This window comes from Actinocorallia aurantiaca (assembly GCF_039533685.1).
GTDB classification, from domain to species: Bacteria; Actinomycetota; Actinomycetes; order Streptosporangiales; family Streptosporangiaceae; genus Actinocorallia; species Actinocorallia aurantiaca.
Window position 1 is genome coordinate 78,577 of the sequence record NZ_BAAATZ010000021.1, and the last position, 20,858, is coordinate 99,434.

Genomic DNA, 20,858 nt, shown 5'->3' on the forward strand with positions numbered 1-20,858 from the left:
CCGCCGGCCAGGCCGGCGATCAGCGCGAAGTTGGAGACCAGGCCGTCCATCGCCCCGAACACGGCGGGGCGCAGCCAGCCGCCCTGCACGTCCCGGTGGTGGTGGCGCTCGGGCGGCCTGCTCCTGCCCGCTCCCCTTTCGGGAGAGCTCATGCCTCGCCCTTGGCGGTCTTCACCGCGGGTCCGTCGCCGTCCTTCGGCTCGGCGGGACCGGGCACGTCCTCGGCACCGGACTCCTCGGCGGGCACGTCCTGCGTCTCGGCGACGGGCACGGGAGCGGGCTCGGAAGCGGGCACGGGCTCGGGTTCAGAAGCAGGCTCGGGAGCCTCCTCGGCGGCGGGGGCCTCCTCCGCCGTCTCGGACCCGGGTTCGACGTGCTCGGGTTCGACGTGCTCGGGTTCGGCCTGCTCCGGTTCGGTGCCCTCCGGCTCCGTGGCCGGCTCGTCCTCGGCCGCCGCGTCGGTCTCGGCGGGCTCCGGCTTCGCGTCGGACTCGGGTGCGGGCGCCGGGGACGTCTCCTCGGTCTCCTCAGAGCCCTTGGCCGGGTCCGCCCCGGCCTCGCCGTCCGGCTCGACGACCGCGTCGGTCTCGTCGGTCTCGGGCCTGAGGGTCAGCGGCTCGGGCACCCTGGCCTTGCCCCGGTTGAGGTAGAGGTAGGCCACGGCGCCGAGGAAGACCACCAGCGCCGTGTAGTCGTTGAGGCGCAGGCCCAGGAACTCGTGCGCGGGGTCGATCCGCAGCGCCTCGATCCAGCCGCGGCCCAGGGTGTAGCCGGCGACGTACAGCGCGAACGAGCGGCCGTGGTTGAGGTTGAAGCGGCCGCCGGCCCAGATGACGACGATCGCCAGGGCCAGGCACCACAGCGACTCGTACAGGAACGTCGGGTGATAGGTGCCGACCGTCTCGTACTGCGGCAGCACCGCGCCGTAGGCGTCCTTCGGCCGGTGCGCGTAGTCGATCTCCACCGCCCACGGCAGGTCCGTCGGCTTGCCGTACAGCTCCTGGTTCCACCAGTTGCCCCAGCGGCCGATGGCCTGGGCCAGCGCGATGCCGGGGGCGACGGCGTCGGCGAACGGAGCCAGGCGCACGTTCAGCTTGCGGCAGCCGATCCAGGCGCCGAGGGCGCCGAACGCGACGGCCCCCCAGATGCCGAGACCGCCGTTCCACACCTTGAAGGCGTCGAGCGGGTCGCGGCCTTCGCCGAAGTACATCTGGTAGTCGGTGACCACGTGGTAGAGGCGGCCGCCGACCAGGCCGAACGGCACCGCCCACACGGCGACGTCGACGACGGTCCCGGGGCTTCCGCCCTTGGCGGTCCAGCGCTTCTCCCCCAGCCAGACCGCGATGACGACGCCGATGATGATCATCAGCGCGTAGGCACGCAGCGGGAAGGGGCCGAGATGCCAGACCCCTTGTGAAGGGCTGGGAATCGAGGCGAGGTGCATGAGCGATGACGTTACCGCTTTCCCGCCCCTTCTCGGGTCATCGAATACAACGAGCCGATCACCCTGTCGGGGTGACCGGCCCGTCGCGGGTACCGCAGGTCCTACTTCGCCGAGGCGACCGCCTTCTCCAGGTCGCCCGGGGAGAAGGCCGCGTCGGTGATGACTTCGCCGTCCAGCTTGACGGTCGGGGTGGACTCGACCTTCGCGGTCTTCAACGCGTACTCGGTCATCGCGGCCACCTGGGTGTTCTTCTCGCCCTGCTTCACGCAGTTCTCGAACTCGGCGCCGGTGATCCCGGCGTCGCCGCCCCAGGCGACCAGGTCGTCGTTCTCGAAGCCGACGCTGCCCTCACGGGGCTGGTTGGCGAAGATCTTGTCGTGGAAGGGCACCCACTTGTCCGCGGGGGCGCACAGCGCGGCGTTGGCGGCCCGCTCGGAGTTGGACTTCAGCGGGTCCTGGCCGAACAGCCGGAACGGCCGGAAGACGACCTTCACCTTGCCCTCGGCGGCCAGGCGCTTGATCGTGTCGCCGCTGGTGTCCTCGAGGTTCTTGCACGCGGGGCACTGGAAGTCCTCGTAGATCTCCAGGACCGGAGTGGTCACACCCGCCTGCGCCATGACGATCGAGCCGTCGGCCTCACGCGTGACGGGAGCGAGCGCTCCGGCGTAGTCCTCGCTCTGGTCCTTGGTGGAGTTGACGTAGACGACCAGGCCGACCGCGACCAGGATCAGCGCCAGCGCGCCGCCCACCGTGGCGATCAGGCGCTTGCGCTTCTCCCGCTGGGCCTCGATCCTGCGCTGCTCGGCCAGCTTCTCCCGCGCGGACCTGTCCCGCGTGGCCTTGCCCATCGGTTCCCCCTTCGAACCCGTTCACTCGTCTACAGCCCCAGGCGGCGGTCCAACGCCGGCCGCCCCGGGGGGAACACCGCGATCCAGAGCGCCAGAGCCAGGTAGCCGAGGTCCCGCAGGATCTCCTGCGGGTACTTCGTCTCCCCTGCGGCGACCGCGCCGCCTCCTCCGAAGCAGCCGCAGTCGATGCTCAGCCCGCGGGCCCAGACCGAGGCTATGCCCGCGATGAAGACGGCCATCAGCAGGGCCGAGATCACCGCGCTGAACCTGGTCGCGAAGCCCACCACCAGCAGCAGCGCCAGCACCATCTCCAGAACCGGCAGACCGTAGCCGACCGCGCCGGCCAGCCCGTCGGGCAGCAGCTCGTAGGCCTCGACGGCCTGGCGCTGCAGCGCGGGGGGCTCGCGGAACTTCACCCAGCCCGCCCAGAACAGCACCCCGGCCAGCACGAGGCGGGCGACGAGAGTCGCCCACTGCGTCCAGGGCCGGGCGACCAGCCGTCCCGGCTCGTCCCGCTCTTCGTTCTCAGACGTCTCGTGCGCTTCGACCACCACGGTCCTCACCCAATTCTCGTCTTCGCCCGGAGCAGGCTAGGCCATCGCGCGTAAGTCCACCGTCAGCCACCTTCGGTGACGCCTCGGGCACTGAGCGTCGAGGATAGCGGCAAAGACGCCGGTGCCCGGAATCCACCGGGCACCGGCGTCTCGCGCTCGTGCTCACCTGCCGGAACGCACGCCTTCGGCCAGCTCGGCGGCCAGCTCGTGCACGGCCTTGAGCCCGGCCGGCTGCGACGGGGCGTCCAGGAGCCGCTTGATGAAGGCCGAGCCGACGATGACGCCGTCGGCGAAGCCCGCGACCTCGGCGGCCTGCGCGCCGTTGCCGACGCCCAGACCCAGCCCGACGGGCAGGTCGGTGTGCCTGCGGGTGCGTTCGACCAGCCCGGACGCGCCGGTGTCGATGGCGGTGCGCGCGCCGGTCACGCCCATCAGGGAGGCGGCGTAGACGAAGCCGCGGCAGACCGAGGCGATCTTCTCGATGCGCTCCTCGGTGGAGCTCAGCGCCACCAGGAAGACCTTGTCGAGGTCGAGGGAGTCGGCGACCTCGAGCCACTCCCCGCCCTCCTCGGGCGTGAGGTCCGGGGTGATCAGGCCGGCGCCGCCCGCGCTCTTCAGCTCGGTGGCGAACCGCTCGACGCCGTACCGGTCGACCGGGTTCCAGTACGTCATGACCAGCGTCGGCGCGCCGGTGGCGGCGACGGCCTCGACGGTGCGGAACACGTCCGCGAGCCGGGCCCCGCCGGTCAGGGCGCGGTGCACGGCGTCCTGGATGGTCGGGCCGTCCATCAGCGGGTCGGTGTAGGGCAGGCCGATCTCGATGACGTCGCAGCCGCCGTCGACCATGGCCCTGGCGGCCTCGACGGCGCCGTCGACCGAGGGGAAGCCGGCCGGCAGGTAGCCCACCAGCGCGGCGCGGTTCTCCGCCTTGGCCTTCTCGAAGGCGATCGAGACGCTCACTTGCCCTCCTCCGGCATCAGGCCGAAGTAGGCGGCCGCGGTGTGCATGTCCTTGTCGCCTCGGCCCGAGAGGCTGACGACGATGGCGGCGTCCGGGCCGAGCTCGCGGCCGACCTTGAGCGCCCCGGCGAGGGCGTGCGAGGACTCGATCGCCGGGATGATGCCCTCGGTGCGGCACAGCAGCGCGAAGGCCTCCATGGCCTCGGCGTCGGTGATCGCCCGGTAGGTCGCGCGGCCGGTGTCGTTCAGCCACGAGTGCTCGGGGCCGACGCCCGGGTAGTCCAGGCCCGCGGAGATCGAGTGGGACTCCACGGTCTGGCCCTCCTCGTCCTGCAGGAGGTAGGTGCGCATGCCGTGGATGACGCCGACGGAGCCCTTGGTGATGGTCGCGGCGTGCTTCTCGGTCTCGACGCCCTCGCCCGCCGCCTCGAAGCCGTACAGCCGCACGCCCTCGTCGGGGATGAACTCGTGGAAGATGCCGATGGCGTTGGAGCCGCCGCCGACGCACGCGACGACCGCGTCGGGGAGGCGGCCGAGCAGGTCGAGCGCCTGCCGCCGGGCCTCGACGCCCATGACGCGGACGAAGTCGCGGACCATCATCGGGAACGGGTGCGGGCCCATCACGGTGCCGATGACGTAGTGGGTGTTCTCGACGGTCGACACCCAGTCGCGGAACGCCTCGTTGACGGCGTCCTTGAGGGTGCGGCTGCCGTTCTTGACCGGGATCACCTCGGCGCCGAGCATCCGCATGCGCGCGACGTTCAGCGCCTGGCGCTCGGTGTCGACCTCGCCCATGTAGACGGTGCACTCCAGGCCCATCAGGGCGGCGGCGGTCGCGGTGGCCACGCCGTGCTGGCCGGCGCCGGTCTCGGCGATGACCCGGGTCTTGCCCATGCGCCTGGTCATCAGCGCCTGGCCCAGCACATTGTTGATCTTGTGCGAGCCGGTGTGGTTGAGGTCCTCGCGCTTGAGCAGGATCCGGGCCCCGCCGGCGTGCTCGGAGAAGCGCTTCGCCTCGGTCAGCAGGCTCGGACGGCCCGCGTAGTTCGTCAGCAGGTCCTGGAACTCGGCCTGGAACTCCGGGTCGTGCTTGGCCTTCTCGTACTCGGTCTCGAGCTGGTCGAGCGCGGCCATCAGGGCCTCGGGCGCGAACCGGCCGCCGAAACGTCCGAACCGCCCCGCCGCGTCCGGCAGGGAACTTTCGATGGTCATGGGGTCTTCCTGTCGATGGTGTAGGGGATGTTCAGCTGGGACGCCGACCCCTGCGCCATCGTTCGCGCGGTGCGCGCCCGGTGGAGGTCATGCCCCGAGCTTATTTGCCCTGACGGAGCGCCGGGTGCGTGCCCGCCGCCACCAGGTCGGCGACCGCGGTGCGCGGGTCCCTGCCGGTGACGAGGCTCTCCCCGACCAGTACGGCGTCCGCGCCGGCGGTGGCGTAGGCCAGGAGGTCGTGCGGACCTCTTACCCCGGACTCGGCGATCTTGATCACCTCGTCGGGGATCAGCGGGGCCAGCCGGGCGAAGGTGCCGCGGTCGACCTCGAGGGTCTTGAGGTTGCGCGCGTTGACGCCGATGACCTTGGCCCCGGCGTCGACGGCCCGCGCCACCTCGTCCTCGGTGTGCACCTCGACCAGCGGGGTCAGCCCGATCGACTCGGCGCGCTCGATCAGCGAGACCAGCGCCTCCTGCTCGAGCGCCGCCACGATGAGCAGCGCGAGGTCGGCGCCGTGGGCGCGGGCCTCCCACAGCTGGTAGGCGGTGACGATGAAGTCCTTGCGCAGGACGCAGATGTCGACGTTCGCCCGGACGGCCGCGAGGTCCTCCAGGCTGCCGCCGAAGCGGCGCCGCTCGGTCAGCACGCTGATGACCTTCGCGCCGCCGGCCTCGTAGTCGCGGGCGAGCGCGGCCGGGTCGGCGATCGCGGCGAGCGCGCCCTTGGAGGGGCTGCTGCGCTTGACCTCTGCGATGACCGAGACCCCGTCGCCTCCCAGCGCCCGGAGCGCGTCCCGCGGCGGCGCGGCCGCGGCGGCCCGCTGCTTGAGGTCCTCCAGCGAAACGGCCTTCTGCCGTTCTTCGAGATCCGCGAGTACTCCGTCGATGATCTCGTCGAGAACGCTCACGGTTGTCCCCTCATCACGGTGCCCTGTCCGTACCCGATGGTAGCCGCCCGACGCTCCGGGCGAGCACGAGCCCCACACTCTACGGTGCCAGCGCCCGTCCGAACGGCAGATTCCTGAGCACCCAGAAAACCAAGATCGACCCGGTCAGCGCAACGATCGCCACCCGGCTTCCCAACCTGGTCCGCACCGCCGTCCCCCGCCATGAGGCCACCGTCCACAGACCCCACAGGTAGGCCGCCACGGGCACCATCACGAACACCAGCGCGTTCCGCGAGAACGCCTGCGCGATCCGCCCGTGCGCCAGGTCGTACGTCATCCGCAGCCCCCCGCACCCCGGGCAGTACCACCCCGTGATCCCCAGGAAGGGGCAGACCGGGTAGTGCCCGGCCTCATACGGGCTGACGAGCCCCACGACCGCCACCCCGGCCACGCCCGCCGCCAGCACCCCCAGGGGCGCCGCCAGCGCCCGCCACCGGCTCCGTCCTCCCACAGCCTCCATCACGTCCCCAAAGCTACCCACCGCGCCCGAGAAAACCCCGGAGGACTTCCACGGAACCCCCGAGGAGTCCCACGGAACCCGAGACTCCTCCGGGAAAACGGCCACCACCGCGATTCGGGCGACCGAGGGCCCGAATCGCCCCGCGACGAAGGAGCGCCGATCAACCGGCCACGTAGCCGACGCCCCGGACGGTGCGGATGGGGCTGGCGGGGCCCAGTTTCGCTCTCAGCTGGGCTATGTGCACGTCCACGGTGCGGACTCCGGCGTTGGCCCCCGAGGGCCAGGAGGAGGCCAGGAGCTGTTCGCGGGTGAAGACGCGGCCGGGGTGGCGGAGGAGGTGGGCGAGGAGGTCGAACTCGGTGGCGGTGAGGGGGGTGGGCGCGTCGCCCGTGCGGACGGTGCGGGTCCGGGGGTCGAGGATGAGGTCCCCGGCGTGGAGGACGTCGGCGGCGGTGTCGTCGGCGCGGGCGCGCAGCGCCTCGGCGATGGCGGTGAGGAGGGTGCGGGGGCCGAAGGGGCGGGGGACGGTGCGGTCCCTGGCGAAGGCCCGGCCCGGCGGGGCGGCCGCGGTGGGGCCCGGCGGCACGACGCAGATGACCGGAACGGGCTTGGCCGCGTCGGTGACGCGGCGGTGCAGCTCCGTGGGGGTCATGGGCGGGGGGAGCTCCGAGAGGTCCAGGACGATGACGTCGGGCCGGATCTCGGCGATCACGGGGAGCGCCCGGGAGCGGTCGTGCTCGATGACGACGTGGTAGCCCTCGCGGGCCAGGTAGAGCTGCTGGAGGGCGGCGACGTCGGGGTCGTGTTCGAAGACGAGGACGGTGCCGCCGGACTCGGGGGTGCCGATCTCAGTGCTCCTCGGGGTCGGCGGCGGTGGGGTCCTCGCCGCGGTCCAGCGATTTCCACAGGGCCGTGGGGTCGTCGGACGCCGTCCGCCCGGCCTGCTGCGGCCTGCGGTCGTAGCGGGCCGACATGCCGGGCCAGCGACCGCCCCGGACCGCGGTGAGCACTCCCGCCAGGGCGATGAGCACCCCGCCCGCGGCCGAGAGCGCGGGCCAGGCCGTCGTGGTGGTGGAGTGCGCGTCCCCGGGGTTGAAGAGGGCGGAGGCCTCGGCCGCCGCGTCCGCCACCGACGCGGGGTCGGCGGCGGTCAGGGAGAGCGCGCAGATCGCCGCGCCCAGCAGGGTGAGGACGGCGCCGACCGCGATCCGCGCACGGCCCCTGGTGGCGGCCAGGGCGGCCAGGGCGGCGAGGGCGGCCCAGCCCAGGGCGCCGGTGCCGGTGAGGGCCTCTCCCGTCACCTGGAGGTCCTCGGCGCCTTGGGCGGCGGGGTCGACCGCCGCCCAGGTGCGGCCCGAGGCGTAGACGGCCAGGATCGCCCCCGCCGCGCAGACGAGCGCGGCCAGGAGCGCCTCCCGGCCGCGGGAGGCGGAACCCGTGCCGGCCTCCCGCGTGGACTCCGTCATTCCGGGCGGTTCCCCACGACGGCCCCGAGGTCGTCGGCGTCCCAGCAGGTGCGGTCGCCGGTGTGGCAGGCCGCGCCGACCTGGTCGACCTTCACCAGCACGACGTCGCCGTCGCAGTCGAGGGCGGCGGACTTCACCCACTGGGCGTGCCCGGAGGTCTCGCCCTTGACCCAGTACTCCTCGCGGCTGCGCGACCAGAAGGTGCAGCGTCCCGTGGTGAGGGTGCGGTGCAGCGCCTCGTCGTCCATCCAGCCCATCATGAGCACCTCGTGGGTGTCGTGCTGCTGGACGATCGCCGGGACGAGGCCGTCGTCGGTCCGCTTCAGCCGGGCGGCGATCTTCGGGTCGAGTGCTGTGGAGTTCGGGGCCGCGGGCCCTTGCGCTGACATGCCCTCCATTGTGCCGCCTCCCCGGTGGTGGCCGCCAACGGGCCGCGGCGAGCCGTTCGGCGACGTCAAGAGCCCGCCCCGCGGTGGCGGGACGGGCTCTCCTCGATGTACCGGCGCTGAGGGGGTACTACAGGGGGCGGACCTGGTCGGCCTGCGGTCCCCGGGTGCCCTGGGTCACCTCGAACTCGACGCGCTGAGCTTCGTCCAGGCTGCGGTAGCCGGAGGACTGGATGGCCGAGTAGTGGACGAAGACGTCGGGTCCCCCGCCGTCCACGGCGATGAAGCCGTAGCCCTTCTCGGCGTTGAACCACTTCACGGTGCCCTGCTGGGGCATGGTCTTTCTCCTTGCGGCAAAACACGGCGCCACACCTCGTGGCCCCACCGCGGTCTGCGCGGGGAGCCCTCGCCCCCGGGTACCGTCCCCGGGAAAGCCAAAACGCCCGCTGTCATCTATCCGCACGGGCGCGCATACCACCGGCAGGCACTTCCACGGACCACGACTGCAACCGCTGAGGGGACAATAGCACCGCCGAACCAAGATCCGCGAGAGGGGAAACCCCTGCTCGGTAAGGGATTTCGCACTGATCACGACCGTCGGCCGCAGGACCGCGAATCCGCACCGTATTCACGCGAATACTAGGCGAATCAACGGTACTTCCCCTTTCATGACACAACCCTGATCACGCCGTGCTCACGGGACGGCCTCAGCTCCGCATCACCGATGCGCTCGGGACGGCGTCGTGCCCCCGCTGCGCCACCCAGGAGGCGTACAGGTCGGCGTACACGCCCGGCACCGCGACGAGCTCCGCGTGCGGGCCCCGCTGCACGATCCGGCCCCGGTCGAACACCAGCACCTCGTCCGCCGCCCGCGCCGTGGACAGCCGGTGCGCGATCGAGACGGCCGTCCGCCCCCGGGTCGCACCGTCGAGCGCGCGCTGCAGCCTGACCTCGGTGGCCGGGTCGACCGCGGACGTCGCCTCGTCCAGCACCAGCAGGTCCGGGTCGGCCAGGTAGGCGCGGGCCAGCGCGACCAGCTGGCGCTCCCCCGCCGACAGCGACTCGCCGCGCTGGCCGACCGGGGTGGCCAGGCCCCGCGGCAGGCCCTCCAGCCAGTCCCCCAGGCCGAGCTCGCCGAGCGCCGCCACCAGCTCCTCGTCGGAGGCCCCCGGACGCCCGTAGCGGATGTTCTCCGCCAGGGTGGCGTCGAAGAGGAAGCCGTCCTGCGGGACGATGACCACGCGCTCCCGCAGCGAGGAGAACCTGATCTCGCGCAGCGGCACCCCGTTGATCCGGACGGCGCCCGAGGCCGGGTCCATCAGCCGGGTGAGCAGCTTGGCGAAGGTCGTCTTGCCCGAGCCCGTCTCCCCCACCACCGCGACGCGGGTGCGGGGCGCGATGTCCACGTCCACCCCGTGCAGCACCGGAGGGCCCGACGGGTAGGCGAAGCCGACGCCCTCGAAGGAGACGGAGACGGGTCCGCGCTCCAGCGTCCGGCCCGCCTCGCCGGGGTCGGCGACGTCGGGCTCGGTGTCCAGCACCCCGAGCACCCGCCGCCAGCCCGCGATCGCGTTCTGCGCCTCGTTGAGGATCTCGGTGGCGGTCTGCATCGGGCTCACGAACAGGGTGACCAGGAACATGAACGCCACCAGCTCGCCGGCGGTGAGCTCCCCGCCCACGCCCAGCAGCACCCCGCAGACGACCACGGCCGCGGTGGCCAGGGCCGCGACGACCTCGCTCAGCGGGAACGTCATCGCGACCAGCGCCTGGGCCCTGGTCTGCGCCCGCCTTCCCCGCTCGACCGCCCGGTCCACCCGTTCGGAGGTCCTGGCCTCGGCCGCGTACGCCTTGATCACCGCGGCGCCGACCACGGCCTCGCCGACCACCGACAGCAGGTCGCCCATCCGCTCGCGGACCACCATGTACGCCCGGGAGATCCGCTTCTGGAAGTGGCGCAGCCCCAGCACCAGCGGGATGAACGAGGCCCACACCAGCAGGGTCAGCTGCCAGGAGTAGACGGCCATCAGCCCGGTCACCACCAGCACCTCGGCGGTGGAGACCAGCAGCATCAGCCCGCCCCACTGCATGAACTGGCTGATCTGGTCGACGTCGCCGGTCACCCGGGAGACCAGCGCCCCGCGCCGCTCCCCGCTCTGGGTGAGCATCGACAGGTCGTGCACGTGCCGGAACGCCTTCACCCTCAGCGACGCCAGGCCGGACTCGGTGCTGCGGTACAGCCGCACGTTCATCAGGTAGGCGGCCACCGCCGTGAACAGGACCGCCACCGCGCAGATCCCCACCGCCCCGCGGATGTAGCCCATGTCGGGCCCGCTCCCGCCCGAGGGCAGCCCGTGGTCGATCGTCTGCTGCACGGCGACCGGGATGACCACCCGGCCCGCCGTGGCCACCACCGCCAGCACCAGCGTGAGCACCAGCCCCCGCCGGAACTCCGGGGTCATCCGCAGCCCGCGCCGCGCCGTGGCCAGCGCGCCCTCGTGCAGTGCCGACTCGTTCAACATCGTCATGCCGTCACGTCCTCGTCGCGCTCTCCTGCCCCGGACTCCACGATCTCCGCCGTCCCCGGGGGCCGCGGGAAACCGGCCGAGCCGGCCTCCAGCAGGTCCGCGCGTTCCGCGCGCTCCTCCGGTTCCGTCGGCCCGTCGGGGCGGGCCTCCGCCCGTCCGGCGGGCACCGCGCCGGCCGCCCGCTCCCCGTTCTCCGCCCGCCCGGCCGAGGTGTCTCGCCCGGCCGGTGCGTCCCGCCCGATCAAGGCGTCCTGTTCTGCCGACGCGACCCGCTCGTCCAGCGCGTCCTGCTCGATCAAGGCGTCCTGCTCCAGTGCGTCCTGCTCCGCCTGCTCGTAGGCGTTGACGAGGTCGCGGTAGCCGGCCGAGCGGCTCAGGAGCTCGGTGTGGGGGCCCCGGTCCGCGACGCGGCCGTGCTCGAGGTGGACGACCTCGTCGGCCAGGGCGATGGTGGCCTTGCGGTAGGCGATCACCACGACGCTGGCGCGGGTGTCGCGCAGGCCGTGGAGGATGCGGGCCTCCACCCGGGGGTCGACGCTGGAGGTGGCGTCGTCCAGGACCAGCAGGCGGGGGCGGCGGGCCAGGGCGCGGGCCAGGGCCAGGCGCTGGCGCTGACCGCCCGAGAGGGTGGCCCCGCGCTCCCCGATCACGGTGTCGAGCCCGTCGGGGAGCTCGGAGACGAATCCGTCGGCCTGCGCCAGCTCCAGCGCCCGCCGGAGCTCCTCGTCGGGCAGGTCCCTGCCGAGCAGCAGGTTGCCGCGGACCGTGTCGTCGAACAGGAACGTCTCCTGCGGGACGAGGGAGACCGTCCCCGCCACCTGGCCGGGGGCGAGGTCCCGGGCGTCCGACCCGTCGATCAGGACGGCGCCCTCGTCGGGGTCGATCAGCCGGACGAGGAGCGACGCCAGGGTCGACTTGCCGGAGCCGGTGGACCCGACGATCGCGACGGTGCGGCCGGGGGCGACGGAGAAGTCCACCCCGTCCAGCACCGGGCCGCCGCCCTCGGCCCCGTCGGCCGCGGCGTGGCCGTACCGCACGTCCTTGACCTGGAGCTCGGCCGCCCCGGTGGAGGCGAGCTCCGCGGTGCCGTAGGACAGCGAGCCCTCGGCGTCCAGGACCGCGCGGACCCGCTCCCAGCCGACGACGCTGCGCGGAAGCTCGGCCAGCACCCAGCCCAGCGCCCTGATCGGCCAGGACAGCAGGGTGAACAGGTAGCAGACCTGCACCAGCTCGCCGGAGTCGATGGCCCCGGCGTCCAGCCGGACCGCGCCGAGCAGCAGCACCGCCAGGACGCCCAGCCGGGGCAGCGTCTCCATCACCGGGTCGAACAGCCCGCGGACGCGCCCGACCTCGATGTTGGCGTCGCGCAGCCGGTGGACCTGCGTCTGGAACCTCTCGGTCTCGGCGTCCTCCCGGCCGAGGGTCTTGACCACCAGGCCGCCCTCGAAGCTCTCGTGGGCGACCTCGCTGACCCGGGCCCGCAGCTGCTGGGCCAGGGCCGCCCTGGGCCCCAGCCTCCGCTGGTAGACCAGGTTGAGCAGGGCGATCGTCGGGAAGATCAGGAAGCCGATCAGCGCCAGCGGAAGATCGATCACCAGGATCGCCCCGGCCGCCGCCACCAGCATGAAGACCACTCCGACGGCCATCGGCAGCGGCGCCAGCGGCGCCCACACCGCCTCGACGTCGGAGCTGGCGTTGGACAGCAGCTGGCCGGTGGGGTGGCGCTGGTGCCAGGCCAGCGGCAGCCGCAGGTACCGGCGGGTCACCTCACGCCGGTAGGCGGCCTGCATCCGGTACTGCATGAGGCCGGCCCAGAACCGCCTTCCGGCCACGCCCAGCGCCTTGAGCACCGACACCCCGACGATCGCGGCGGCCGCCGCGGCCAGGGCGCCCGCGGTGGTCCTGCCCTCCTCGAACGCCGGGATGATCACCTGCTGGGTCACCCGGCCCAGCACCCAGGCGCTGGCCACCGTCGTGCCCCCGTACAGGGCGCTGGCCAGCACCGAGAGGGCGAAGACGAAGGGCTCCGCGCGGACGGCCACGCCGAGCACGCGCAGCCCCGCTCGAAGGATTTGGGGGTCCACCCGTTCCGGCACGAAAAATCTCCCAGTGTTAACAACGTTCGGCCCCCATGCCTACCACCGGCGGCCGACAGTTATTCCCGTACCAAAAGGCACTTGCCCCCGCAGTCCTCGCCTGCGCATGCTGGCTGGGTGGATGCCAACGTGATTCACCCCGTCACCACGCTGCATGGACAGCTTCAACGAGGCCTCGGCCGAGCCGCGCGCCGGGCCGCCGAGATCCCGGGCTCAGGCGAGTTCGTCTATGACTGCATACGCAGGGATCCACGCTGGGACCGCCAGATAGAGTCGCGCAGTCTCTATTACGCCCGTTTGGTCGTCGATCTCGAGCTGCCGGTCCATCCGGTCGCGGAACACCTGTTCGACCCGGAGGACGAGACGGACGCCGACGACTGGCGCGTCTCTCTGGCCATCGACACCCTGACCGACCTCGTCCGGTTGAGCAGGCGCGAGGCCGCGACCCCCCTGCGCCACTACGCCGAGGAGGGCGCGAACTGGTTCGAGGCGCTGGACGCCCTGGTCTCCCTGGGCGACCCGGCGCTCGTGCACGGCCTGGGTTCGGTCGCCGCCGCCCGCTGCGACGAGGACGACCTGCACTGGCTCGTCGACGATCCCGGCAATCCCGTCATCCAGCAGTGGGCCTCCGAGCACTCCGTGATCGCCGACGCGGTCCGGAAGCGCCGGTCCAGTCCTCCCCCGCACCCCCGGGAGCAGCACCGCCCCACCGGATCGGACGGCGAGCTCGCCGCGCTGGTCCACCAGCGCTCCGACGCCTCCGTCGAGGCCATCCTGGAACTGGGCCGCCGCCGCAGCCCCGCGCTGCTCGACCTGGCCGAGGAGTTCCTGCCCGAGCGCCCCAGCCGCTGGCGCGGCGTCATCTGCCGGGCGCTGCGCGAGTACGGCGCCGAGGCCCTGCCCCGGGCCAGGGCCTGGGCGGGGGGCGTGCCCGGCTGCTCCGAGGTCGGCATCGACATCCTCGCCAGGCACGGCACCGCCCGGGACGTGCCGATCCTGCTGGAGGACCTGCGGGAGGCCCTGTCCGCCAAGAGCTGGGGCGGCGCCGCCAGCCCGGTGGAGGGCCTGGGGCGGCTGCGCGCGGGAGCCGCCGTCCCGCTGCTGAAGGAGGCCTGGGCGGCCACCGAGTACGCCTATCTGCGGCCGAGGCTGCTCACCGCGCTGCTGCGCACCGCCCCGCACACCGCCGAGGCCTACGCCACCGAGGCGCTGTGGGACTGCGAGGACGACGCCCGCCGGATCGGCGCCGCCACCGCGCCGCCCACCGAGGACAACCGGCTGCGGCTGCGCAGGCTGGCCGTGTGCGCCGCGGAGGAGCCCGGTGTGGTCTCGGTCGCGGTGGACCGGACGGAGCCCTGACCCGAAAATCGTCGTCAGGTGTCGGCCGGAAGGCGATCCCTCCTCCCCGGGGCAGGCCCGAAGTGGTCCCGCAGGGCGATGTCCGGGTTCTCTCCCCGCGCCTACACTGCTCCCATGATCTCCTCGAAGACCCGTCTTCTCCTCGCCACCCCCCTGCTGGCGCTGGCCCTGGCCACCACCTCGGCGTGCAGCAGCGAGAACACCGACTGCAACGTGGTCGAGGGCAAGTGCACCGTGACCTTCGACCGCGGCGTCAACGCCAAGGCCGAGGTCCTCGGCGTCAACGCCGAGTTCGTCTCCGCCACCGACACCGCCGCCACCCTGAAGATCGGCGGCCAGCAGATCACCGTCCCGCTGGAAGGCGAGGAGGCCTCCGGGGAGTTCAACGTCCGGGTCCAGTCCATCACCCAGGAGCAGGTCATCGTCGTGATCTCGGCCAACTAGCCGGCCGGGGCCCGCCGGTTCAGGAGAGCCGGCGGGCGATCGCGGCGGCCAGCCGTCCGGCCGAGCCGGGGGCCCGGCCCAGGAACAGCGACGGCTCGCTCAGCTCCAGTTCCAGCAGGACGGGCGAGCCGTCGGGGCCGGGGAGCAGGTCGACCCTGGCGTACAGCAGGTCCGGAGGGGCCGCGGCCAGCACGTCCCGGGCGAGCGCCAGCTCGGCGGGCGAGGGGTCCCGGGGCACGATCTGCTCCCGTTCGTCCTTCTCGGCGGTGATGATCTCCTGGACCCCGCTGCCGGGGGCGAGGATCGGCGCCTTGCGCACGGCGTGGCTGAACTCCCCGTCGAAGAACACCAGCGCGGTCTCGCCCGCGCTGTCCACGGCGTCGAGGTAGGGCTGGACCATGACGGTGCGGCCCTCGGCGCGCAGCCGGTCCAGGTGGGCGCGGGCCGGCGCCGACTCGCCGGCCGACCAGCGGGCGGTGTCCCGCGAGCCCGCCGACACCGCCGGTTTGATCACGTACTCCGGCCATCCGGGCAGCTCGTCGGGGTCCCACAGCGTGGGGACGACCGGGACGCCGGCCGCGGCCAGGTCCCGCAGGTACCGCTTGTCGGTGTTCCAGCGCAGGACGTCGGCCCGGTTGGCGAGGTTTCCGGTCCCGTCGGCCCAGGCCAGGAACTCCTCCAGGCGGAGGATGTAGTCCCAGGTGTTGCGGACGACCACGAGGTCGAACGCCGTCCAGTCCGCGCCGGAGTCCCAGACCACCGGTTCGGCGGTGTGCCCGTGCACGGCCAGCGCCTCCCGCAGCACCGGGAAGTCTTCGTCCCCGTCGGGCAGGCCGGCGAAGGTGGCAATCGCGATTCTCACGAAAAGACAGGGTAGATCCCGGTTTTTCGTATAACGAACCGGGCGGTCCCCGGCGGCGCGGGCCGCCGGGGACCGTCCTCAGCGCACCGGGTGCCCCGAGACCCTGATCGCGTCCTTGACCTCGGAGATCTTCAACTCGCCGAAGTGGAAGACCGAGGCGGCCAGCACCGCGTCGGCACCGGCCGCGACGGCCGGGGCGAAGTGCTCCAGCGCGCCCGCGCCGCCGCTGGCGATCACCGGCACGCCGACCACCTCGCGGACCCGGGCCAGCATCTCCAGGTCGAACCCGCTCTTGGTGCCGTCGGCGTCCATGGAGTTGAGCAGGATCTCCCCCACCCCGAGCTCCTCGGCCCGGCGCGACCACTCGACCGCGTCGATGCCGGTGCCCTTGCGGCCGCCGTGGGTGGTCACCTCGAAGCCGGACGGGGTGTCCCCGCCGCGCCGGGCGTCCACCGACAGCACGATGCACTGCGACCCGTACCTGTGCGCGGCCTCGCGCAGGAACTCCGGACGGGCGATCGCCGCGGTGTTGACCGACACCTTGTCGGCCCCCGCGCGCAGCAGCCTGTCGACGTCCTCGACCGTCCGGATGCCGCCGCCCACCGTCAGCGGGATGAACACCTGCTCGGCGGTGCGCCGGACCATGTCGTAGGTGGTGGACCTGTCCCCGGACGATGCGGTGATGTCCAGGAACGTCAGCTCGTCCGCGCCCTCGGCGTCGTAGCGGCGGGCCAGCTCCACCGGGTCGCCCGCGTCGCGCAGGTTCTGGAAGTTGACGCCCTTGACGACGCGGCCCTCGTCGACGTCCAGGCAGGGGATCACTCGGATGGCGACGGTCATGCGATCACTTCTCCCGCGTAGGCGTCGACCTCGACCTCGACCAGCATGCGCGGGTCGATGAGCCCGGCCACCAGCAGCAGGCTGGAGGCGGGCCTGACGTCGCCGAACAGCGAGCCGTGGGCGCGTCCCACGGCCTCGACGTGCTCGGCGCCCGTCACGTACATGCGCGTGCGCACCACGTCCTTGGGCGACAGGCCCAGGCGCTCCAGGGACCACAGCGCCACTTGGAAGGCGGTGCGGGCCTGTTCGTAGGCGTCGCCGACGTGGACGACCTCGCCGTCGACCACGGAGGTGCAGCCGGAGACGAAGGCCATGTCCCCGGCCAGTACGGCGCGGGAGTAGCCGAACGCCTCCTCCCACGGGCCGCCCGACGAGATCCGTTCGATCATCGAACGGCCTCCAGGGCCTCTTGGAGGGTGAAGGCCTGCGCGTAGAGGGCCTTGCCGACGATCGCGCCCTCGACGCCCTCGTCCACCAGCGCGGCCAGCGTCCGCAGGTCCTCCAGGGAGGAGACGCCGCCGGAGGCGACGACCGGCTTGTCGGTGCGGCGGCACACCTCGCGCAGCAGCTCGACGTTCGGGCCGCGCAGGGTGCCGTCCTTGGTGACGTCGGTGACGACGTAGCGGGGGCAGCCGTCCTTCTCCAGGCGCTCCAGCACCTCCCAGAGGTCGCCGCCCTCCTGCGTCCAGCCGCGGGCGGCCAGGGTCGTGCCGCGCACGTCGAGGCCGACGGCGATGCGGTCGCCGAACTCAGAGATGATCTTGCGGCACCACTCGGGGTTCTCCAGCGCGGCGGTGCCGATGTTCACCCGGGCGCAGCCGGTGTCCAGGGCGGCTCGCAGCGACGCGTCGTCGCGGATGCCGCCGGACAGCTCGACCTTGACGTCCAGGCGGCCGGTCACCTCGCGCAGCAGTTCGCGGTTGGAGCCGCGGCCGAAGGCGGCGTCCAGGTCGACGAGGTGGATCCACTCCGCGCCGGCGCTCTGCCAGGCCAGCGCGGCCTCGAGGGGGTCGCCGTAGGAGGTCTCGGTGCCGGCCTCGCCCTGCACCAGGCGCACGGCCTGGCCATCGGCGACGTCAACGGCGGGAAGCAGCGTCAGGGTCATGACCCACCACCCTACCGGCCGGGCCCTGACCGGCGGAAACGCCTCATGCCCGCACCTGCGGTTACTCTCCGGTCGTGATCCGGATCACATTGTTAACACTTCGGAAATCCAGCGGATACATCAGCGCGGACCATCAGAGGTGTGCCTCGACATGGATCGGTCCAGTACGGCCGTTACCTCCCCATCGAAGAACACGCGATCGTCGGCGATCTGCGCACCGTCGCACTCGTCGGCACCGACGGGACCATCGACTGGTTCTGCCCCGGCAGGTTCGACGCCCCGTCCCTGTTCGCCTCGCTGCTGGACGCCAGGAAGGGCGGCTTCTTCTCGCTGTCCTGCCGGACGGGCAGCCGCCCCAAGCAGCTCTACCTGCCCGACACCAACATCCTGATGACCCGGTTCCTGACCGCCGAGGCGGTCGGCGAGGTCATCGACTTCATGGTCCCGGAGACCAGCGCCTCGGCCCTGCCCCGCGACCTGCTGGTCCGCCAGGCGCGGGCCGTGCGCGGCCGGGCCACCTTCGAGCTGGCGTGCTACCCGGCGTTCGACTACGGGAGGACTCCGCACGAGGTCGAGATCGTCGAGGGGGTCGGCGCGGTCTTCACCTCCTCGGCCGGGCGGTTCGTCCTGCGCTCCAGCGTGCCGCTCCGGCGGGACGAGGACGGCGTGTACGCCTCGTTCACCCTGGACGAGGGCGAGACCGTCGACGTCGTGCTGGAGTGGGGCGGCCAGGTCCACCCGCTGGTGGCGGGCGAGGCCGACCAGCTGTTCCTGCGCACCCAGGAGTACTGGCAGAACTGGATCGGCCAGTCCCGCTACCGGGGCCGGTGGCGGGAGATGGTGCACCGCTCGGCGCTGGCGCTCAAGCTGCTCGTCTACCACCCCACCGGCGCGCTGGTGGCCGCCCCGACCACCTCGCTGCCCGAGGGCATCGGCGGGGTGCGCAACTGGGACTACCGCTACACCTGGCTGCGCGACTCGGCGTTCACCATCTACTCCCTGATGACGCTGGGCTTCCTGGAGGAGGCCTCGGCGTTCATGGAGTGGATCCAGCACCGCTGCGAGGAGGCGACGCTGGAACACGACATCATGATCATGTACTCGGTGGACGGCAGTGACAAGCTTCCCGAGCACACCCTGGACCATCTGGAGGGCTACCGGGGCTCGCGGCCGGTGCGGATCGGCAACGGCGCCGCCGGGCAGCGCCAGCTGGACGTGTACGGCGAGCTCATGGACGCGGTCTACCTCTACAACCGCGAGGTGCCGATCTCCTACGACCTGTGGCAGGGCCTGTCCAAGCGGCTGGACTGGCTCGCCGACCACTGGGAGGAGCCCGACGAGGGCATCTGGGAGGTGCGCGGCGGCCGGCAGCGCTTCACCTACTCGGCCCTGATGACCTGGACGGCCTTCGAGCGCGCCGGACGCCTGGCCCGCGACCGCGGCCTGCCCGCCCCGGTCAACAAGTGGCAGCGCCTGGCCGCCCGCGCCTACCGGTTCGTCCAGCAGGAGTGCTGGGACTCCGAGCTGGGCGCCTACGTCATGCACCCGGGCAGCAAGCTGCTGGACGCCTCGGTGCTGTGCATGCCGATGGTGAAGTTCAGCGGCCCGACCGACCCGCGCTTCCTCATGACGCTCGACCGGATCGGCACCGAACTGGTCTCCGACAGCCTGGTCCACCGCTACGCCAACACCGGCCACGACGGGCTGGACGGCGAGGAGGGCACGTTCAACCTCTGCAGCTTCTGGTACGTGGACGCCCTCACCCAGGCCGGACGGGTGAAGGAGTCGCGCATGGTCTTCGAGAAGATGCTGACCTACGCCAACCACGTCGGCCTGTACGCCGAGGAGATCGGCCCTTCCGGCGAGGCCCTCGGCAACTTCCCCCAGGCCTTCACCCACCTGGCGCTGATCAGCTCGGCGGTCAACCTGGACCGCGCGCTGGATCGTTCCTAGACCCGTCGCGGACGGATGGGGGCGGCGGCGCGCGACGCCTTCCGTCCGTCCGCGGCGTCCCTTTCAGGCGGCCTCAGGCCGCGGGCCGGTAGCGCTGCTCCCGGGTCGCGCTGCCCACGTAGCGCAGCAGGGCCTGCAGCGCCGCCCGGTTGACCCGGTCGGGGACGACCTCCCAGCTCCGCAGGACCGCTTGGCGGCGGGCCGAGAACACGATCTGGTCCAGGGGGCTCCACGGGATGCCGAAGCGCTCGCGGACGATCTCCGGCAGGCAGCCGAGGGCGTCCGACCGGGCGCCCGGCTCGGCCAGCATCGACGCGGCCCTGCCGATCAGCGCGGGCGCGTTCGGCAGCACCGAGACGCCCCGTCCGTGCAGGGCGATGTCCAGCGCCCGGTCCGCGGCGGGGTTGGGGGCCAGCTCCTCCGCGCAGATCCGGTGGAACTTCGCGCGGAAGGCGTTGTAGTCGCCGGGGACGGGCTTCATGCTCATCCCGTACCGCTCGTACCATTCGACCGTCTCGGCGTAGAGCTCCTCCTCCTGGCCGGCGGTGAGGGTCTCGGGGTGGAACAGCTCCACCGACCGGAAGATCTCCCAGGTGAAGGTGGCGTGCGCCCACCAGAACGTCTCGGGGTCCAGCGCGTGGTAGCGCCGCCCCCGCTCCACGCCCTTGATCCCGGAGTGCAGGTCCCGGATCCCCCGGGCCCGCGCCTCGGCGTCCGGTTCGAAGATGCTCGCCCAGATCTGCGGCACCGACCGGTAGATGCGCCCGAACGGGTCGGAGAAGAAATCCGAGTGCTCGGCGACCGCCGTGCCCAACGGCGGATACATCAGTTGCATCAGCCCCGCACTGGCCCCGGGGGTCAGAGATCTGAAGTCCCCGGCGTACTTCCACAGCAGTGAACCCGGCGCGATCATGGCACCTCCACCAAGCAAGCGTCTGCTTACAAAGTAGCAGGAGTGAGACAAAGATAAAAGGCTGTCTCAGCGCCGGTCGAACGCGAGGAAGGCTCCGATCGGGAAGACCAGCAGCGAGACGACCAGCAGCCCGAAACGGGCCATGGACGCGAGGCCGAGCAGCCAGGCCGCCCCCTGGACCGCCAGGAACAACACCGCGACGGCCGAGGCCCGCCTGCGCCTCCCGCGCGCGGCGCCGCCCGGCGCCGTCCTCGGCAGCCGCCCGCAGATCCGCCGCCACCGCTCGCGGCGGCGCGACTCGCGCTCCGCCCTGACCCGCCGCTCCTCGGCCAGCCGCGCCGCCTCGGCCTCCCGCTCGGCCCTCCGCCGCGCCCGTTCTCTGCTCACCGTCCGAGTATCGGGTGTCGCGAGGACCGCGGCCACCCGGGCAGGGGCTTCTCACTGACCAGGAGGGCACCGCTCCGGAGGGCCGGAGACGACGAAGGG

General features: G+C 72.4%; 23 protein-coding genes. 3 read left to right on the forward strand and 20 right to left on the reverse strand.

Translation table 11 applies throughout. From position 1 onward, the window contains the following. The 14 genes from ABD327_RS37505 to ABD327_RS24605 form a co-directional block, all read right to left on the reverse strand. A partial coding sequence (locus tag ABD327_RS37505; RefSeq protein ID WP_425547207.1) for a VIT1/CCC1 transporter family protein occupies positions 1–152 on the reverse strand: 152 nt, incomplete at its 3' end. Continuing rightward, a complete protein-coding gene (lgt, locus tag ABD327_RS24545) occupies positions 149–1,444 on the reverse strand; it encodes a prolipoprotein diacylglyceryl transferase (protein ID WP_344453074.1) in 1,296 nt (431 codons plus the stop codon). The genes lgt and ABD327_RS37505, both read right to left, overlap by 4 nt. Before the next feature lie 101 nt (positions 1,445–1,545). After that, complete coding sequence (locus ABD327_RS24550) at positions 1,546–2,292, reverse strand: DsbA family protein (protein WP_344453076.1); 747 nt, start codon at positions 2,290–2,292, stop codon at positions 1,546–1,548. 29 nt (positions 2,293–2,321) lie between these two features. Beyond that, positions 2,322–2,855 carry a DoxX family protein gene (locus tag ABD327_RS24555; RefSeq protein ID WP_344453078.1) on the reverse strand — a complete coding sequence of 178 codons (534 nt, stop codon included), beginning with the start codon at positions 2,853–2,855 and terminating at the stop codon, positions 2,322–2,324. A 153-nt stretch (positions 2,856–3,008) separates the two neighbouring features. Further along, positions 3,009–3,806, reverse strand: a complete 798-nt coding sequence (trpA, locus tag ABD327_RS24560) for a tryptophan synthase subunit alpha (RefSeq protein WP_344453080.1) — start codon at positions 3,804–3,806, stop codon at positions 3,009–3,011. Beyond that, positions 3,803–5,017 carry a tryptophan synthase subunit beta gene (trpB, locus tag ABD327_RS24565; protein WP_344453082.1) on the reverse strand — a complete coding sequence of 405 codons (1,215 nt, stop codon included), beginning with the start codon at positions 5,015–5,017 and terminating at the stop codon, positions 3,803–3,805. Before trpB ends, trpA begins: the two co-directional genes overlap by 4 nt. Before the next feature lie 100 nt (positions 5,018–5,117). Continuing rightward, entirely contained in the window at positions 5,118–5,924 is an 807-nt protein-coding gene (gene trpC / locus ABD327_RS24570; RefSeq protein ID WP_344453084.1) for an indole-3-glycerol phosphate synthase TrpC, read from the reverse strand. A 79-nt stretch (positions 5,925–6,003) separates the two neighbouring features. Beyond that, complete coding sequence (locus ABD327_RS24575) at positions 6,004–6,423, reverse strand: DUF2752 domain-containing protein (RefSeq protein ID WP_344453543.1); 420 nt, start codon at positions 6,421–6,423, stop codon at positions 6,004–6,006. 160 nt (positions 6,424–6,583) lie between these two features. After that, positions 6,584–7,135, reverse strand: a complete 552-nt coding sequence (locus ABD327_RS24580) for a winged helix-turn-helix domain-containing protein (protein ID WP_344453086.1) — start codon at positions 7,133–7,135, stop codon at positions 6,584–6,586. 136 nt (positions 7,136–7,271) lie between these two features. After that, a complete protein-coding gene (locus ABD327_RS24585; RefSeq protein ID WP_344453088.1) occupies positions 7,272–7,889 on the reverse strand; it encodes a Trp biosynthesis-associated membrane protein in 618 nt (205 codons plus the stop codon). After that, a complete protein-coding gene (gene hisI, locus ABD327_RS24590; protein WP_425547202.1) occupies positions 7,886–8,287 on the reverse strand; it encodes a phosphoribosyl-AMP cyclohydrolase in 402 nt (133 codons plus the stop codon). The genes ABD327_RS24585 and hisI overlap by 4 nt, the downstream gene beginning before the upstream one ends. Before the next feature lie 118 nt (positions 8,288–8,405). Next, complete coding sequence (locus ABD327_RS24595; protein ID WP_106398542.1) at positions 8,406–8,612, reverse strand: cold-shock protein; 207 nt, start codon at positions 8,610–8,612, stop codon at positions 8,406–8,408. Positions 8,613–8,982: 370 nt separating this feature from the next. Next, positions 8,983–10,800, reverse strand: a complete 1,818-nt coding sequence (locus tag ABD327_RS24600) for an ABC transporter ATP-binding protein (protein ID WP_344453093.1) — start codon at positions 10,798–10,800, stop codon at positions 8,983–8,985. Next, complete coding sequence (locus ABD327_RS24605) at positions 10,797–12,896, reverse strand: ABC transporter ATP-binding protein (protein ID WP_344453095.1); 2,100 nt, start codon at positions 12,894–12,896, stop codon at positions 10,797–10,799. Before ABD327_RS24605 ends, ABD327_RS24600 begins: the two co-directional genes overlap by 4 nt. A 297-nt stretch (positions 12,897–13,193) precedes the next feature. On the opposite strand from ABD327_RS24605, the gene ABD327_RS24610 reads away from it, so the two are divergent. Further along, on the forward strand, positions 13,194–14,255 hold the full coding sequence (locus ABD327_RS24610) for a hypothetical protein (RefSeq protein WP_344453097.1): 1,062 nt from the start codon (positions 13,194–13,196) through the stop codon (positions 14,253–14,255). A gap of 114 nt (positions 14,256–14,369) precedes the next feature. Then, positions 14,370–14,699, forward strand: a complete 330-nt coding sequence (locus ABD327_RS24615; RefSeq protein WP_344453100.1) for a hypothetical protein — start codon at positions 14,370–14,372, stop codon at positions 14,697–14,699. Between the two features lie 19 nt (positions 14,700–14,718). On the opposite strand, the gene ABD327_RS24620 is transcribed toward ABD327_RS24615, so the two are convergent. The 4 genes from ABD327_RS24620 to priA form a co-directional block, all read right to left on the reverse strand. Further along, the gene (locus ABD327_RS24620; RefSeq protein WP_344453103.1) at positions 14,719–15,561 is read right to left on the reverse strand and encodes an ATP-grasp domain-containing protein; all 843 of its coding nucleotides are present in this window, start codon (positions 15,559–15,561) and stop codon (positions 14,719–14,721) included. 78 nt (positions 15,562–15,639) lie between these two features. Further along, positions 15,640–16,401, reverse strand: coding sequence for an imidazole glycerol phosphate synthase subunit HisF (gene hisF / locus ABD327_RS24625; protein WP_344453106.1), 762 nt, complete (start codon positions 16,399–16,401; stop codon positions 15,640–15,642). Next, positions 16,398–16,790 carry a RidA family protein gene (locus ABD327_RS24630; protein ID WP_344453109.1) on the reverse strand — a complete coding sequence of 131 codons (393 nt, stop codon included), beginning with the start codon at positions 16,788–16,790 and terminating at the stop codon, positions 16,398–16,400. The genes hisF and ABD327_RS24630 overlap by 4 nt, the downstream gene beginning before the upstream one ends. Next, positions 16,787–17,506 carry a bifunctional 1-(5-phosphoribosyl)-5-((5-phosphoribosylamino)methylideneamino)imidazole-4-carboxamide isomerase/phosphoribosylanthranilate isomerase PriA gene (priA, locus tag ABD327_RS24635; protein ID WP_344453111.1) on the reverse strand — a complete coding sequence of 240 codons (720 nt, stop codon included), beginning with the start codon at positions 17,504–17,506 and terminating at the stop codon, positions 16,787–16,789. Before priA ends, ABD327_RS24630 begins: the two co-directional genes overlap by 4 nt. Positions 17,507–17,647: 141 nt before the next feature. On the opposite strand from priA, the gene ABD327_RS24640 reads away from it, so the two are divergent. Further along, entirely contained in the window at positions 17,648–19,459 is a 1,812-nt protein-coding gene (locus ABD327_RS24640; protein ID WP_344453113.1) for a glycoside hydrolase family 15 protein, read from the forward strand. 73 nt (positions 19,460–19,532) lie between these two features. On the opposite strand, the gene ABD327_RS24645 is transcribed toward ABD327_RS24640, so the two are convergent. Together ABD327_RS24645 and ABD327_RS24650 are read right to left on the reverse strand one after the other, a co-directional pair. Then, the gene (locus ABD327_RS24645; protein WP_344453115.1) at positions 19,533–20,372 is read right to left on the reverse strand and encodes an oxygenase MpaB family protein; all 840 of its coding nucleotides are present in this window, start codon (positions 20,370–20,372) and stop codon (positions 19,533–19,535) included. Between the two features lie 66 nt (positions 20,373–20,438). Next, positions 20,439–20,759 (reverse strand): hypothetical protein, encoded by a 321-nt coding sequence (locus ABD327_RS24650; protein ID WP_344453117.1) that lies wholly within the window; start codon positions 20,757–20,759, stop codon positions 20,439–20,441. Positions 20,760–20,858 lie beyond the last annotated feature (99 nt).